Source organism: Gordonia sp. CPCC 206044, assembly GCF_048537895.1.
Taxonomy (GTDB): domain Bacteria; phylum Actinomycetota; class Actinomycetes; order Mycobacteriales; family Mycobacteriaceae; genus Gordonia.
The window spans coordinates 22,045-37,240 of sequence record NZ_JBCLVL010000005.1 but is presented as its reverse complement, the minus strand read 5'-3'; the positions used below and the strand labels follow the sequence as shown (position 1 = coordinate 37,240).

Annotated in this window: 14 protein-coding genes and 2 tRNA genes; 7 read left to right on the top strand and 9 right to left on the bottom strand. The window is 65.7% G+C overall.

All coding sequences use genetic code 11. The annotated features are described in order from the left end of the window. Positions 1-45 precede the first annotated feature (45 nt). From clpX to AAFP35_RS08795, 5 genes are all read right to left on the bottom strand, one after another. The gene (gene clpX, locus AAFP35_RS08815) at positions 46-1,326 is read right to left on the bottom strand and encodes an ATP-dependent Clp protease ATP-binding subunit ClpX (RefSeq protein ID WP_419221197.1); all 1,281 of its coding nucleotides are present in this window, start codon (positions 1,324-1,326) and stop codon (positions 46-48) included. Positions 1,327-1,636: 310 nt separating this feature from the next. Further along, on the bottom strand, positions 1,637-2,341 hold the full coding sequence (locus AAFP35_RS08810) for an ATP-dependent Clp protease proteolytic subunit (RefSeq protein WP_419221196.1): 705 nt from the start codon (positions 2,339-2,341) through the stop codon (positions 1,637-1,639). A 64-nt stretch (positions 2,342-2,405) separates the two neighbouring features. Then, positions 2,406-3,014, bottom strand: coding sequence for an ATP-dependent Clp protease proteolytic subunit (locus tag AAFP35_RS08805; protein WP_419221195.1), 609 nt, complete (start codon positions 3,012-3,014; stop codon positions 2,406-2,408). A gap of 256 nt (positions 3,015-3,270) precedes the next feature. Continuing rightward, complete coding sequence (gene tig / locus AAFP35_RS08800) at positions 3,271-4,644, bottom strand: trigger factor (RefSeq protein ID WP_419221194.1); 1,374 nt, start codon at positions 4,642-4,644, stop codon at positions 3,271-3,273. Positions 4,645-4,747: 103 nt separating this feature from the next. Next, positions 4,748-4,821 (bottom strand) — tRNA-Pro (locus AAFP35_RS08795). A gap of 234 nt (positions 4,822-5,055) precedes the next feature. Here AAFP35_RS08795 and AAFP35_RS08790 point away from each other — a divergent pair. The 4 genes from AAFP35_RS08790 (at position 5,056) to AAFP35_RS08775 (ending at position 7,956) form a co-directional block, all read left to right on the top strand. After that, positions 5,056-5,126, top strand: a tRNA-Gly gene (locus AAFP35_RS08790). 178 nt (positions 5,127-5,304) lie between these two features. Next, a complete protein-coding gene (locus tag AAFP35_RS08785; RefSeq protein WP_419221193.1) occupies positions 5,305-5,490 on the top strand; it encodes a hypothetical protein in 186 nt (61 codons plus the stop codon). A 290-nt stretch (positions 5,491-5,780) separates the two neighbouring features. Beyond that, entirely contained in the window at positions 5,781-6,959 is a 1,179-nt protein-coding gene (locus AAFP35_RS08780) for a lipase family protein (RefSeq protein ID WP_419221552.1), read from the top strand. A gap of 292 nt (positions 6,960-7,251) precedes the next feature. Further along, positions 7,252-7,956 (top strand): L,D-transpeptidase, encoded by a 705-nt coding sequence (locus AAFP35_RS08775; RefSeq protein ID WP_419221192.1) that lies wholly within the window; start codon positions 7,252-7,254, stop codon positions 7,954-7,956. A gap of 86 nt (positions 7,957-8,042) precedes the next feature. Here the strand turns inward: AAFP35_RS08775 and AAFP35_RS08770 are convergent, their stop codons facing one another. Beyond that, complete coding sequence (locus AAFP35_RS08770) at positions 8,043-8,972, bottom strand: PE-PPE domain-containing protein (protein WP_419221191.1); 930 nt, start codon at positions 8,970-8,972, stop codon at positions 8,043-8,045. 173 nt (positions 8,973-9,145) lie between these two features. Here AAFP35_RS08770 and AAFP35_RS08765 point away from each other — a divergent pair, with 173 nt between their 5' ends. Next, the gene (locus AAFP35_RS08765; protein WP_419221190.1) at positions 9,146-9,280 is read left to right on the top strand and encodes a hypothetical protein; all 135 of its coding nucleotides are present in this window, start codon (positions 9,146-9,148) and stop codon (positions 9,278-9,280) included. Positions 9,281-9,370: 90 nt separating this feature from the next. Here the strand turns inward: AAFP35_RS08765 and AAFP35_RS08760 are convergent, their stop codons facing one another. Both AAFP35_RS08760 and AAFP35_RS08755 read right to left on the bottom strand, forming a co-directional pair. Next, complete coding sequence (locus AAFP35_RS08760) at positions 9,371-10,189, bottom strand: Fpg/Nei family DNA glycosylase (protein ID WP_419221189.1); 819 nt, start codon at positions 10,187-10,189, stop codon at positions 9,371-9,373. A 27-nt stretch (positions 10,190-10,216) separates the two neighbouring features. After that, positions 10,217-10,693, bottom strand: coding sequence for a ribose-5-phosphate isomerase (locus tag AAFP35_RS08755; protein WP_419221188.1), 477 nt, complete (start codon positions 10,691-10,693; stop codon positions 10,217-10,219). Positions 10,694-10,715: 22 nt separating this feature from the next. Between AAFP35_RS08755 and AAFP35_RS08750 the strand changes: the two genes are divergently transcribed. Further along, positions 10,716-11,720, top strand: a complete 1,005-nt coding sequence (locus AAFP35_RS08750) for a M48 family metallopeptidase (protein WP_419221187.1) — start codon at positions 10,716-10,718, stop codon at positions 11,718-11,720. A gap of 42 nt (positions 11,721-11,762) precedes the next feature. Here the strand turns inward: AAFP35_RS08750 and AAFP35_RS08745 are convergent, their stop codons facing one another. Continuing rightward, complete coding sequence (locus AAFP35_RS08745; protein WP_419221186.1) at positions 11,763-12,392, bottom strand: DsbA family protein; 630 nt, start codon at positions 12,390-12,392, stop codon at positions 11,763-11,765. A 208-nt stretch (positions 12,393-12,600) separates the two neighbouring features. On the opposite strand from AAFP35_RS08745, the gene pepN reads away from it, so the two are divergent. After that, the gene (gene pepN / locus AAFP35_RS08740; RefSeq protein WP_419221185.1) at positions 12,601-15,186 is read left to right on the top strand and encodes an aminopeptidase N; all 2,586 of its coding nucleotides are present in this window, start codon (positions 12,601-12,603) and stop codon (positions 15,184-15,186) included. Positions 15,187-15,196: the final 10 nt, after the last annotated feature.

Here is a 15,196-nt window from a genome sequence, read left to right as displayed (position 1 = left end):
GCGCTCCCTTGGGAACACGGTGCCGCTGTCGAGTGTCGCCGAAGGTCAGGCGCTCTTGTCACGCCGTTCGTCACGCCCCTCCTTGCGGGGCACGATCGTCGGAAGTACGTTGTCGCGCACGGTTTCTCCCGTCACCACGACCTTCTCCACGTCGTCGCGGCTCGGGATGTCGTACATCACCGGCAGCAACACCTCTTCCATGATGGCGCGCAGACCACGAGCCCCGGTGCCCCGGTGGATCGCCTGATCGGCGACCGCTTCGAGCGCGTCGGTGGTGAACTCGAGCTCGACGTTGTCCATCTCGAAGAGTTTGGTGTACTGCTTGACCAGCGCGTTCTTCGGCTCGGACAGGATCGACACGAGGGATGCCTTGTCCAGGTTGGTGACCGACGCGAGGATCGGCAGACGACCGATGAACTCGGGGATCAGACCGAACTTGATCAGGTCTTCCGGCATCACCTCGGCGAAGTGATCGGTGGTGTCGATCTCGTCCTTGCTGCTCACCTCGTTGCCGAAACCGATGCCACGCTTGCCGATCCGCTCGGACACGATCTTCTCGAGACCGGCGAACGCACCCGCGACGATGAACAGCACGTTCGTGGTGTCGATCTGGATGAACTCCTGGTGCGGGTGCTTGCGACCACCCTGCGGGGGCACCGACGCCTGGGTCCCCTCGAGAATCTTCAGCAACGCCTGCTGCACGCCCTCGCCGGAGACGTCACGGGTGATCGACGGGTTCTCGCTCTTGCGGGCGACCTTGTCGACCTCGTCGATGTAGATGATCCCGGTCTCGGCGCGTTTGACGTCGTAGTCGGCTGCCTGGATCAGCTTGAGCAGGATGTTCTCCACATCCTCACCGACGTAGCCTGCCTCGGTCAGCGCGGTTGCGTCGGCGATGGCGAACGGCACGTTCAACATCTTGGCCAACGTCTGCGCGAGATAGGTCTTACCGCACCCGGTGGGGCCGAGCATCAGGATGTTCGACTTGGCGATCTCGACGGTCTCACCGCTGCGTGAGTCCTTCTTCTCACCCGCCTGGATGCGCTTGTAGTGGTTGTAGACGGCTACGGCGAGCGTCCGCTTCGCGGTGTCCTGGCCGATCACGTAGTTCTCCAGGAAGTCGCGGATCTCCGCGGGCTTGGGAAGCTCGTCGAGTTTCACGTCACCGTTCTCGGCGAGTTCTTCCTCGATGATCTCGTTGCACAGATCGATGCACTCATCGCAGATGTACACGCCGGGACCGGCGATGAGCTTCTTCACCTGCTTCTGACTCTTTCCACAGAAAGAGCACTTCAGCAGATCGCCACCGTCTCCGATTCGTGCCATCTCGTGCTGCACCTTTCCTCTGTGCTCCGGTGGTCGGCCCGTAGGGCTGTGCACACCCGGGCATGGGCCGCCGATCCGAACCCGGACTGCCCAATAACCCGACGGTACCCGCGCACCGCTCGAACTTCGACCGATAAGCGCAAATGTCGCGCCCGATTTACGGCCGTTGACCACTATCTGTTTGTCTTGCACACCCTCCGACGTCACCGCGATTCCACGCGGACAACGCAGACGTCAAGGATGACCGCTGCCGACGACGTGTGGCACGCACATCGACCCGGCGTGTCGGATCGATGTGCGCAACAACGGATCAGGACCCGGACTTCTTCAGCGACTTCTTGCGGTACTCGAACACCTCGTCGACGATGCCGTATTCCTTGGCGGCCGCGGCGGTCAGGATGTTGTCGCGATCGGTGTCGCGGCGGATCTTCTCCGGATCCTGGCCGGTGTGTCCGGCAAGGATCTCGTCGAGGCGGTTGCGGATCCGTTCGATCTCCGCCGCCTGGATCTCCAGATCCGAGACCTGCCCCTGATATGCACCGCCGGTGCGCGGCTGATGGATCAAGACGGTCGCATTCGGGAGCGCGGCGCGCTTACCGGGTGTACCACCGGCGAGCAGGATCGCGGCTGCCGACGCGGCTTCACCCAGGCACACCGTGACGATGTCACAGTGCACGTACTGCATGGTGTCGTAGATCGCCAGCATGTCCGGCACGCTGCCGCCCGGCGAATTGATGTACATGGTGATGTCGCGGTCGGGATCCTGGGACTCCAGCACGAGCAGCTGGGCCATCACGTCGTTCGCGACGGTCTGGTCGATCGGCGTCCCGACGAACACGATGCGCTCTTCGAACAGCTTCGCGTACGGGTCGTACTGGCGCTGTCCGTTCGGGGTGTGCTCGATGAACTGCGGAAGGATGTAGCGGGCCTCGATGCTCTTGAGTGCGAGCGCCGACGCCGGGATGCCGGCGGCGACGTCGGCCGGCAGCGAGTCGAGCGACAGGGAGTTGGTCATCATCTGCTCCGTTGGTCTGAGGTGGCAGTTGGTGTGCGTGCCGTGGGTGGACAAGTCGACCGGGTCAGGACTTCGCCAACGATGCGCGGTTGACCACGTGATCGACCAGCCCGTAGTCCTTGGCTTCCTGGGCGGTGAACCACTTGTCGCGGTCCGAGTCGGCCTCGATCTTCTCCAGCGGCTGACCGGTGAACTCCGCGTTGAGGCGGTTCATCTCCTTCTTCGTCGCGGCGAACTGCTCGGCCTGGATGGCGATGTCGGCGGCGGTACCACCGATACCGGCCGACGGCTGGTGCATCATGATGCGCGCATGCTCGAGCGCGTGACGCTTGCCCGGTGCTCCGGCGGCGAGGAGGAACTGCCCCATCGAGGCGGCCATGCCCATCGCGTAGGTGGCGACATCGCACTCGGCCAGCTGCATGGTGTCGAAGATGGCCATGCCCGCGGTGACCGAGCCACCCGGGGAATTGATGTAGAGGTTGATGTCGCGTGTCGGGTCCTCGGCCGCGAGCAACAGGATCTGCGCGCAGAGGCGATTGGCGATGTCGTCGTCCACCTGGGTGCCGAGGAAGATGATTCGCTCACGCAGCAACCGCTCGAAGACCGAGTCGGTCAGATTCAGCCCGGCCACTCCCGAACTCAGTGTTGGTGTGTGGATGGTCGGCTCACTCACTGTTCCTACCTTCGTCTGTCGTGGTGACGTGCGGCTGATGCCGCGTCTACCGGTTTTCCGATCCAGCTTCCTCAGGTCCAGCCGTTTCCCCCTGGACGATCGGTGGTCATCCGCCGATCATCTCGGCGGGTTCCTCACCGACACTAACCAATGCCGGCGGGCGGGCAGTCCCGATGACGCCGTCATTCGCTGAGAGCAGAACAGCCGGCGGCGGGCAGTGCCCGCCTCCGGCTGTTCCGACCACAGATGTGCGGTCTCAGTTCTCGCTGGTCTCGTCGGTCGAATCCGCGTCTGCATCATCGTCGGCGTCGTTGTCACCGAAGAACTCGGTGGTGTCGACGGCCGCACCGTTGGAATCGGTGACGCCCACCTCGGACACGATGCCCGCAAGCGCCTTGCCACGACGGACGTCGGCGTAGACCGCCCCGACCTGACCTGCGCTCTGCAACTGCTGGATGAACTCCTGCGGCTGCATGCCGTAGCGCTGCGCCTGGAACAGGATCTGCTGGGTCAGTTCGTCCTGGCCCACCTCGGTCTCCTGCTGATCGGCGATCGCGTCGAGCAGCAGCTGGGTCTTGACCGACTTCTCGGCCTCCTCGCGCGCCTCGGCGTCCCACTCCTCGCGGGTCTTGCCCTGCGCCTCGAGGAACTTGGCGACCTGCTCGTCGTCGTGTCCGAGAGCATGGATGATCTGGTGCTGCTGGCCCTCGATCTCGTCGTCGACGACCTTCTCGGGCAGCGGGATCTCGACCTTGGCGAGCAGCTCCTCGAGCACCTTGTCGCGGATGGCGTTGGCCTGCTCGAGCTTCTTGGACTGCTCGACGCGCTCGCGGGTGCTCTCGCGCAGTTCGTCGACGGTGTCGAACTCGCTCGCCATCTGTGCGAACTCGTCGTCGAGCTCGGGCAGCTCGCGCTCCTTGACGGAGTTGACGGTCACGGTCACCTGGGCGTCCTCGCCCGAGTGCTCACCGGCCACCAGCTTGGTGGTGAAGACCTTGGTATCGCCGGTCTTCAGACCGAGCAGGGCCTCGTCGAGTCCGTCGATCAGCTGACCCGAACCCACCTCGTGCGACAGCCCCTCGGTGGATGCCTCGTCGACGGGCTCCCCGTCGACGGTGGCGGCGAGATCGATGGAAACGAAGTCGCCGTTCTCGGCGCCACGCTCGACACCGGTCAGGGTGCCGAATCGTGCCCGCAGGCCCTCGAGCTGCTCGTCCACAGCGGCCTCGTCGGTCTCGATGGCGTCGACCTCGACCGCAAGGGTCGAGTAGTCGGGCAGCTCGATCTCCGGGCGCACGTCGACCTCGGCGGTGAAGGTGACGGGCTCGCCGTAGACCAGCTCGGCGAGGTCGATCTCCGGCTGACCGATGGCGTTGGTCTCGGTCTCGGTCACGGCCTGCGAGTACTTCGCGGGCAGCGCGTCGTTGACGACCTGCGCGAGGATCGAATCGCGGCCGACACGGGCCTCGATGAGCTTCGCGGGGGCCTTACCCGGCCGGAAACCCGGGATCCGGATCTGCTGGGCCAGCGTCTTGTAGGTCCGGTCGAACTCGCCGGAGAGTTCCTCGAACGGGACTTCGACATTGAGCTTCACCCGGGTCGGGCTCAACTGCTCGACGGTGCTCTTCACGCCTGCTCCTTACGTCTGCATTCTGCGTCGGGTGGTGGAAGTCGGTCGGTGACGACCCGGCCCGCTCCCAACGCTCTCGGACCGGTGGTCCTCGCCACCCGAGTCGGGATGACAGGATTTGAACCTGCGACCCTCCGCTCCCAAAGCGGATGCGCTACCAAGCTGCGCCACATCCCGGTCAAACCCTCATCGCGGATTCCGGTGGCGGCATCCGAATCGGACAACCGGCACCGAACACTGAGCAGGGCCAACAGCAGATAGTACGTGGCCCATCGTCTGGCACCTAAACGGGTGGCCGCAGACCACACCCGACGGGTCCGGCGCACCGGTCGATTTCTGGTTCTCCGACCCCACCGGGTACAGTCGGCAAACGCACGCGACGCCGGTGGCGATCCCATGGTGGCGCGGCACGCGGGTGTAGCTCAATGGTAGAGCCCTAGTCTTCCAAACTAGCTACGCGGGTTCGATTCCCGTCACCCGCTCCGGTCAGGTCGAGGCCGCCCTTCACACCGAAGGGCGGCCTCGATCAGTTTTCGGGGACACCGAGATACGACAGCCTGCGCAACCGGGTTCCCACCCGCCCCACCTGCATCATTCGGACTCGACTGATGTCGGCGTCGACCACTGTGATCAACGACACAGCGGGCGTAACCTTGGGTCATGTCATCCAGTCACACCAAAAGCCAGCGCAAATGTCCGAGCTGCGGTGCGCCCCTCTACGTCCGCAAAGACGTGACGTACACCGATTCCGGTGAGGGACGTGTGGACGTGATGCTCGTGTGCCGCGACGAATCGTGCACCGAACCAGCACGGCACATCCGCACCGAGCATCCACAGCCGGCCTGACGACGCAACGATGCGCGACATCGGCATCCGCCGACCACCGAGCGGAGGAGATCTGTCGCGTCACCATTGATTTGTCGTCCGGGTCGTACAGGATCCATACCGACGACCGGCAATCGCCATGGGGGTCGATGGCCGTCGTCGGTCGGTGTCGGTGACACCGATCCGATCGAGACCGACACCGAATCACCTTGGGGGGAACCATGTTCTCGACAAAGCACATCCGCAGTTACCGTCCGCCTGCCCGGCCGGCGGTGCGTCGAACCCTGATCGCCACCGCCACGGCGCTGTCGATGGTGGCCGCAGCGGTGATCACGGGCAGCGGCACGGCAGCCGCCGATGACGTGGCGCTGCCGACGCCGCTGCCCGATCCGTTCTATGCCGCGCCGAAGAACATCGCCGACCTGAAGCCCGGAGCGATCATCGCGACGCGGGCCCGTACCAACCCGCCTGCCTTCTTCGACGTACGGACCTACCAGATCAAGTTCCGGTCCGCGGACAGTCAGGGCACACCCATCGCGGCGGTCACCACCCTGCTGGTGCCCACACGTAAGCGCGCCGACGGACCCTTGCTCTCGTTCCAGCACATCATCAACGCGACGGGCCTGGAGTGCGCACCGTCGCAGGCGCTGTGGACCCAGGACCCGAACCTCACGATCCGCGAGGCGCCCGGCCTCAACGTGGCCCTGCGACAGGGATGGACCATCGCGATCCCCGACCATCTCGGACCGCGCAGCTCGTACGGCGCAGCCAAGCTCGGCGGCCAGATCACCCTCGACGGAATTCGGGCGGTCCAGCGCTTCACCCCTGCGCAGGTGGCGCACAGCCGCGTCGGGATGGCCGGGTATTCCGGTGGCGGTATGGCGACCGCATGGGCCGCGGCACTCGCTCCGACGTATGCGCCGGACCTGCGCATCGTCGGCGCAGCATACGGCGGCGTACCGATGGATCTGATCAAGATGGCCGAAGGGCTCGGCTACGACAATCCGCACCCCGCCTTCGGCCTCGCGTTCGCCGCCGCGATCGGGATGTCGCGCGAATACCCGCGGCAGGTGCCGATGCTCGATCACCTCTCCCCGCTCGGACGACAGATGTTCTCGGGAATGCGCAACGCGTGCACCAACGACATCCTCCGGCTCGGCGCAGGTCACGACGCCCAGCAGGTCACCACCGGCGGACGCGCGATCTTCGACGACCCGGACGCACGTCGAGTTGTCACGGAGAACGGCCTGGTCAACTACCAGGGCATCCCGCGAACCCCGATCTTCGAATGGCACAGCCCCACCGATGTCCTCATCCCGGTGGCGGCAATCGATCAGACCCTCCGTCGGTACTGCCGGGCCGGCGTTCGGGTTCAGCGGCTGCGCGCACCGACGCCCGATCACATGTCCGCCGCGGTGGTCGGATTACTACCCGCGTTCCGGTATCTGACCGACCGATTCGAGGGGACACCGGCGCCCAGCGACTGCTGAGCCGAGCCACGCTGCGATCCGGCCCGGCCGCCCACGCACCGGCCGGGCCGGAGATCCAATACGTCCGGTTTCCGCGTTATGGACGAATCCACACCCGATGTGATGGTTGTCACAGGAAGTGGGACGTCCGACTCGGTCACCACGCGGTTCGCGGAGTCTGCCCCGACGACGAATGCTGTTGGCGCGCTGTTCGTCCGGTCGGCTTTGGCCCGTAGACAACGTTTGTGTAACGATGGATGAGCGTTCCTGCGGGCACGCTTCAGTAACTCAAACTGCAAAGGGTTCCCACTCCGTGCTGACAACGAAGCCTTCGCGTCGCGCTCGCCGCGGCCTTACACGACGATCGATTTCCGCCGTCCTCGGTGTGGTCGCCGTGATGCTCGCGCTGCCGATCGCCGCGAGCGCCACGCCGGTCACCGTGGTCCCGGGGCTGCCCCCGGTGGAGGTTCCCGACATCCCGGGCGCACCCAAGATCCCGGGCACCCCGTCGACGCCCAAGCCGACACCGCCCACGCCGAAGCCGACGCCGTCGACACCCAAGACCCCGGGCGTCCCGGCGATCCCGAACGTGAAGACGTCGACCGGGTGGGTCGCACTGGCTGTCGATCAGTCTCATCAGATCTTCTGGTGGAAGGACGGCCGCTTCGTCAAGAAGATGCCGATCTCGATGGGTTCCAACGACCATCCGACTCCGAACGGCGTGTACCACACCAAGGAGAAGTACCGCGACATGTACATGGACTCGTCCACGTACGGCGTCCCGGTTGACTCCGCCGAGGGTTACCGCACCTACGTCGAGTACGCGACGCGAATGTCGTGGGACGGGATCTTCATCCACGCCGCGCCGTGGTCGGTCGCCCAGCAGGGCAACAGCAACGCCAGCCACGGCTGCATCAACGTGAGCACCGAGAACGGCAAGTGGGTGTTCAACACGATCCCGCGCGGTACGCCGATCGTGGTGCGCGGCACCATCGGGCCGAAGTACACCGGCGACTGATCGGTCGTCACCCGACACGACGACGAGGGGCTCGGTCCGAGATGGACCGAGCCCCTTCTCATGTCCCCGATGCGCCGCCGCCCGGATCAGGCGACGAGATCGCCCTCCACCGGATCGACGCGTGGGCCGACTTCCGAGAACGTGGCGCGCACCTGCAGCCACGAGGCCAACGCCTCGCAACCGGTGGAATCGGGGTCGGTGACGGACCCACGACGGTAGGGCTCGCGCGCGTAGGCGGTGTGCCGCCCGCCGCGCCGGTTGCGGATCCGCAGCCCGTGCCAGGCGATCACCCCAGGAAGATAGCCGCGCACCTCACCGGAGGCCGAGCGCAGCCGCACTATGTCGCGCATCATCTGGCCGAGCCCCACCCTGGTACGCGTCGCGTTCTGAAATGCATTGTGGCGCAGCACCTGCCACAGGTAGGTGTACCACTCTCGCACACGCCCGAGGGTCATTCCCGCGGTGAGGTCCGCGATGTCGCGCAGGTAGGAATCGGCTCCCGCGTTACAGATCGCATCGTCGGAGGCACCCACCCAGAACACCGGAAGGTCCGAGGGCAGCGCCAGTCCCGGACCGGCGACACCACCACCGACGCATCCGGGCACCACACCGGGAGGCTGATGGGGATCGGCGACGAATCCGACCGCCGTGATGCGCTGGAGCACCTCGGCCCCCATCACCGACAGATCGTGGAGTGCCGAACGGATCACCACCGCGCCCTGTGAGTATCCGATCAGGGCCACCGGACCGGTGGTGCGCTGCAGCGCCGCGTGCAGCTCGTCTGTGCCTATGGCCACGCTGCGCAGATAACTCATGCCGCCCAGTCGCGGCGCCGGACCGTAGCTGGCCGGATAGCCCACCCAGCGGCAGTCGAATCGCTCGTCGAGCCGGGAGGTGACCGCGCTCAGCAGGCCGGACACGTTCGGCCGCCGGTCACCGAGAAACGACTCCCCCGTGCCACCCACGGCGAGGAGCGTCATCGTCGCGTTGCCTGCCGGTTCGGTTGCACCCTTCATACGATCCATCGTGATCGGGACGGCTAGGAATCTCCACGGGCGCGCCTGAGTGTTGCCTGTGATGTCACGCGATCGGAACGTAAGGCATATCACCTGCGATTTCGTTGATATGCCCAGGCGCTACGCGAACAATGGAGTAGAGCAAAGAATCGATTTCAGGAGCTGTACCCATCATGTCCCTCGCACGCCTGCGTGCCCGTCGCCAGTTCTACTCGCAGCGCAAGCTGTACAACAACATCATCTCGCTACCCGATCGCCGTGTCCGGGACGAGTTGCTCGTGATGGCTCAGCGCGCCGAGAACGGCTGACGAACCTCCACCCAAAGGGACTGCAGCCCAAAGACTTCCCGCGCCGAGAGATGCTTGCAAGGGATTATCGCGCAGCGGGATCGTGAGATCTCACCGCTGACAAACCGGGCACCAATACAGGTTTCGTCCTTCGAGTTCCGCGATCCGCACCGTCGTCCGGCAGATGCGGCACGGCTCCCCTGCCCGGCGATAGACATACGTCCTGGGCCGGTCGGGCGCATACGAGGGCGCACCGTGGTCGTCTTCGGCCCGCACCACGTGCATCCGTCCGCGTCTCACCCCGACGCGCATCAACGCGACCAGGTCCAGCCACAGGTCGTCGAAGCGGGCTTCGTCGACGGATCGACCCTCCCGATACGGATCCAGTCCGGCGCGGAACAACACCTCCGCGCGATAGACGTTGCCCACTCCAGCGAGCACCCGTTGATCCATCAGCAACGCTCCGATGGGGCGACGAGATCGGGTGATCGCGGCCCGGGCCAGTCCCGGGTCGGCGTCGGCCCGTAGCGGATCGGGTCCCAGCCGCGCGATCAACGCGTCGAGGTCTGCGGGCGTGAACAGTTCGCAGGCGGTCGGACCACGAAGGTCGATGCCGTCCTCGACACCTTCGATACGCATCCGCACCTGGCCGACCGGCGGATCCATCGGCATCGGCGCCTCGGTGAACGTGCCGTAAAGGCCGAGATGGACATGCACCATCCGGCGGCCGGCGCGTCCTCGGGATGCCGCCGGACGATAGTGCTGGACCAGGTGTTTTCCCCAGGCCTCCGCCTTCGCGAAGACCAGACCGTCGAGTGCGGCGGCCCCCTCGGCGAATCGGCCCTGCGGGCTCGTCACCCGGACGGGCTGTCCACCGAACATGCGTTGCTGGCGACGAGCCAGCCGATGCAGTGTGTGACCTTCGGGCACGAGCGCCGACCCCGACGACGGCCTACGTCAGGACTGTCCGGGCACCGGCGGCGCCACGTGCGTCTGCTCGTACTCGGCGAGGATGTCGATGCGGCGTTGGTGGCGAGGCTCCTGCGACCATTCGGTGGACACGAACGCGTCGACGATGGCGAACGCCTCTTCGGTGGTGTGCATCCGGCCACCGATGCCTATCAGTTGCGCGTTGTTGTGCTGTCGGGCCAACTGTGCGGTCTCGGTGCTCCACGCCAGCGCACAACGCGCACCGGGCACCTTGTTGGCGGCGATCTGCTCACCATTTCCGCTGCCGCCCAACACGATTCCCAGACTTCCCGGGTCGGCGACGGTACGGACCGCCGCCTCGATGCAGAAGGCCGGATAGTCGTCCTGGGCGTCGTAGACATGGGCACCGCAATCGACGACCTCATGGCCGCCGGCCTTGAGGTGATCGGCGATCGCATTCTTCAATTCGAATCCGGCATGGTCGGCACCGAGGTAGACACGCATGTCGCCACTATAGATTGGGTGAATGGACGCAGAATCGCCGATACCCAACGTGCCCGGTGTCGCCGACGCAGCCGTCGATCGATCGGGCCCCGATCCCGACGCTTTCTGGCTGCCACCGGCGCAGTACGCGCTCCGGCCCCGACTGCATCCGTGGGAGATCCCGATGCTGGTGGTGATCATCGCGATCACCCTGATCGGCTATCTCGCGATTGTCGGACTGGTGCTGCTCGGTCAGTTCAGTGAGTACGTGCTCGCACTCCTGGCGGCCCCGCTGGTGCTGTTCCTCGTCCGCGGTCTCACCTATGCCGGGCCGCGGGTCAACGGGGTGCAGATGACCCCGAGCCAGTTTCCCGACGGCTACCGGATGGTCGTCGAGGCGGCCGCCCGCTACGGCCTCGAATACGTCCCGGACGCCTACGTCGTACTCGGCAACGGGATGATCAACGCGTTCGCCTCCGGACACGGGTTCCGGCGCTATGTGGTCGTCTATTCGGACCTCTTCGAGGTAGGCGGGCGCGCACGCGACCCGCAGGCGCTCGAGTTCATCATCGGCCACGAGGTCGGTCACATCGCTGCCGGTCACACGTCGTACTGGCGCCAACTGGGCACGGCGGTCGGGATGAACATCCCGTTCCTCGGGTCCGCACTCTCCCGGGCCCAGGAGTACACGGCCGACAACTACGGCTACTACACCTGCTCGTCGGGTGCGCCCGGTGTCATCGGGGTGTTGTCGTCGGGCAAGTACATGCTGTCGGCGGTGGACTTCGACCAGTTCGCCGACCGCGCCACCCACGAACGCGGCTTCTTCACCTGGATGGTCAATGCCCTCGCGTCGCATCCGGTGCTCACCTGGCGCGCGGCGGCACTGCGCGACCGGACCCGGGCCGGCGCGATGCTCTTCCGTCCCAAGACCATCGTGCGAGGTGTGGGCAGCGGGAACGTCGTCCCGATCCCGCCGCCTGCCCACCCGGCCGCCGTGCCCGACGGAACTCTGCCCAACGGGTTGCAGATGCCTCCGAGGTTGTGACCGCGCGCCGGCGTCGTGCGCCGGGCGCGCGGCCCGACACGCTCAGTCGAACTGCGGGTCCTCGTTGCGAGACCGCTTGAGTTCGAAGAAGTGCGGGTAGGACGCGAGTGCGACGGCGCCGTCCCACACCGTGCCCGCGGTTTTGCCACGCGGAATCCTCGACAACACCGGCCCGAAGAACGCCACCCCGTTGACGTGGATCGTCGGGGTCCCGACGTCATCGCCCACCTTGTCCATGCCCTCGTGGTGGCTGGTGCGGATCCACTCGTCGAACTCGGTCGAGTCCGCGGCCGACGCCAGGGACGGATCGAGTTCCAGTTCCGCCAAGGTCTCGCTGATCACCTGGTCGGGATCCTTGATGCCCTTGTCGTGGATCCGGGTGCCCATCGCCGTGTAGATCGGAGCGAGGATCTCGTCGCCCTTGGCGGCTACGGCCGCGGCGATCACCCGGACCGGTCGCCATGCCGACTTCAGCCGCTCGCGGTACTCGTCGGGGATGTCCTTGTTCTCGTTGAGCACGGCGAGGCTCATCAGGTGGAAGTTCACATCGATCGGACGAACCTGCTCGGCCTCGAGAATCCATCGCGATGTGATCCAGCACCAGGGACACAAGGGGTCGAACCAGAAGTCCACCCGATTCACCTGCCGCGTCTGGTCTGCCTGCGCTGCCATCGTCACAACCTCTCGGTGTTCGCCAACTCTGCCGTAACTACCAACGAGATTCCGCGTCGGTCATTCCCGATCCTCCCCCACCTCCGACGATGCCGCGGACTGTTGGTGTGGACTGATCGTCGAACGTCTGGGACCGAGGCGAATTCATCGGCCAGACCACTAAGCTGGCGGAGAGATACACGATTTCGAGAGGCGGACTGACCCGACTGTGACTGCTCCCAACCTGACCCGAGACCAAGCTCGCGAACGCGCCGCAACCGTCAAGGTCGGCACCTACGCGATCGACCTCGACCTCACCGACGGCAACGGCTCGCCGGGCGTGGACACGTTCCGCTCGGTCACCACCGTCACGTTCACGGCGACCGCGGGGGCGCAGACCTTCATCGACCTGGTCGCACCGAAGCTGATCTCGGCGACGCTCAACGGCACCGACCTCGATGTCTCCGACTTCGACGAGTCCGTGGGAATCCCACTCGACTCGCTGGCCGAGGAGAACACGCTGACCGTCGTCGCGGACTGCGCCTACTCGAACACCGGTGAGGGCCTGCACCGTTTCGTCGATCCCACCGACGACGCCGTCTATCTCTATTCACAGTTCGAGACCGCGGACGCCAAACGCATGTTCGCCTGTTTCGATCAGCCCGATCTGAAGGCGACCTACGCCATCACGGTCACCGCGCCGGAGGACTGGAAGGTCATCTCCAACGCCGCCGTCGTCAACACGGTCGCCGCAGAACCGGGTGTGCATCGCTTCCGCGAGACACCGCTGATGAGCACCTACCTCGTCGCGTTGATCGCCGGCCCCTACGCCGAGTGGACCGACACCTACACCGACGACCACGGGACCATCCCGCTGGGCATCTACTGCCGTGCATCGCTCGCCGAGCACATGGACGCCGATCGGCTGTTCACCGAGACCAAGCAGGGTTTCGGCTTCTACCACAAGAACTTCGGCATCCCTTACGCATTCGGCAAGTACGACCAGTTGTTCGTTCCGGAGTTCAACGCCGGCGCGATGGAGAATGCCGGTGCGGTCACGTTCCTCGAGGACTACGTGTTCCGGTCCCGGGTGACCAAATACCTCTACGAACGCCGCGCCGAGACCGTGCTGCACGAGATGGCGCACATGTGGTTCGGCGACCTGGTCACCATGCAGTGGTGGGATGACCTGTGGCTCAACGAGTCATTCGCGACGTTCGCGTCGGTGCTGTGCCAGTCCGAGGCCACCGAGTACACCAATGCCTGGACGACGTTCGCCAACGTAGAGAAGTCGTGGGCATACCGTCAGGACCAGTTGCCTTCCACACATCCGGTCGCCGCGGACATCCCCGACATCGCCGCCGTGGAGGTCAACTTCGACGGGATCACCTACGCCAAGGGCGCTTCGGTGCTCAAGCAACTGGTGGCCTACGTCGGTCTCGAGGATTTCCTGGCCGGACTCCGCGACTATTTCTCGGCGCACCGATTCGGCAATGCCACCTTCGCCGACCTCCTTGCCGCGCTGGAGAAGTCGTCGGGTCGTGACCTGTCCGACTGGGGTACCCAGTGGCTCAAGACCACCGGCATCAACGTCATGCGACCCGACTTCGAGCTCGACGCCCAGGGCGCGTTCACCCGGTTCACCGTGGTGCAGGACGGCGCTGCGCCCGGCGCGGGCGAGACCCGAGTGCACCGACTTAAGGTCGGGATCTACGACGACAACGGTTCCGGACGTCTCGAACAGGTCCGCAGCGTCGAACTCGATGTCGCAGGAGAACGTACCGACGTCCCCGACCTCGTCGGTGTGGATCGCGGCCAACTGATCCTGGTCAACGACGACGACCTCACGTACGCATCGGTGCGTCTCGATCCGGATTCGCTCGCGACGGCCACCGCGCGCATCGGTGACATCGCCGATCCGATGCCTCGTACACTCGTGTGGTCGGCGGCCTGGGAGATGACCCGGCAGGCCGAGATGAAGGCCCGCGATTTCGTGGAGCTGGTACAGCGCGGCATCGCCACCGAAACGGAAATCGGTGTGGTGCAACGTGTCCTGTTGCAGGCAACGAGCGCGATCGAGGCATATGCCGACCCGACATGGGTGACCGAGACCGGCTGGCCGGGCTTCAGCGCACGCCTCCTGGAATTGGCTCGCGGTTCCGCCGCGGGGTCCGACCACCAGCTCGCGTTCGTCAACACGCTGCTCGCCGGGCGGATCAACGACGACCAGGTGCCTGCCCTGCAGGCCCTGCTCGACGGCGACGACCCGGCCGGGCACGGACTCCCCGGTCTCGTCGTGGACACCGACATGCGGTGGAAACTGGTGCGAGCGTTGGCATCCGCCGGTGCCATCGATTCCGATCCAGCCGCGACGCCGGTGATCGACGCCGAGGAGCAGCGCGACAACACCGCCGCGGGCACCCGCCAGGCGGCGGCCGCCCGCACGTCACGCCCGCTACCCGAGGCGAAGGCGCAGGCGTGGACGCAGGCTTTCGACGACGATTCGTTGTCGAACATCTACACGCGCACCATGATCGACGGCTTCGCCCGTCCAGGTCAGAGCGGGTTGCTCACCGACTACGTCGCCAAGTATTTCGCGGCGGTACCCGAGGTCTGGGCACGGCGTTCCAGCGAGGTGGCGCAAACCGTGGTGGTGGGGCTCTACCCCCATTGGGCGATCGACGCCGCAGCGCTGGGCGCGGCCGACGAGTTCCTGGCGGGTGATCACCCGCCGGCCCTCGCCCGGCTGATCACCGAGGGACGTGACACCGTCGCGCGATCGCTGCGCGCACGCGAGTTCGACGCACAAGGCTGACCGCGCTGCG

Excerpts from the sequence above, each read along its gene's own strand:
- clpX (WP_419221197.1), bottom strand. The coding sequence starts at position 1,326 with ATGGCACGAATCGGAGACGGTGGCGATCTGCTGAAGTGCTCTTTCTGT.
- AAFP35_RS08810 (WP_419221196.1), bottom strand. The coding sequence starts at position 2,341 with ATGACCAACTCCCTGTCGCTCGACTCGCTGCCGGCCGACGTCGCCGCC.
- AAFP35_RS08785 (WP_419221193.1), top strand. The coding sequence starts at position 5,305 with ATGTCATCCAGTCACACCAAAAGCCAGCGCAAATGTCCGAGCTGCGGT.
- AAFP35_RS08780 (WP_419221552.1), top strand. The coding sequence starts at position 5,781 with ATGGTGGCCGCAGCGGTGATCACGGGCAGCGGCACGGCAGCCGCCGAT.
- AAFP35_RS08770 (WP_419221191.1), bottom strand. The coding sequence starts at position 8,972 with ATGAAGGGTGCAACCGAACCGGCAGGCAACGCGACGATGACGCTCCTC.
- AAFP35_RS08765 (WP_419221190.1), top strand. The coding sequence starts at position 9,146 with ATGTCCCTCGCACGCCTGCGTGCCCGTCGCCAGTTCTACTCGCAGCGC.
- AAFP35_RS08755 (WP_419221188.1), bottom strand. The coding sequence starts at position 10,693 with ATGCGTGTCTACCTCGGTGCCGACCATGCCGGATTCGAATTGAAGAAT.
- AAFP35_RS08750 (WP_419221187.1), top strand. The coding sequence starts at position 10,716 with ATGGACGCAGAATCGCCGATACCCAACGTGCCCGGTGTCGCCGACGCA.
- AAFP35_RS08745 (WP_419221186.1), bottom strand. The coding sequence starts at position 12,392 with ATGGCAGCGCAGGCAGACCAGACGCGGCAGGTGAATCGGGTGGACTTC.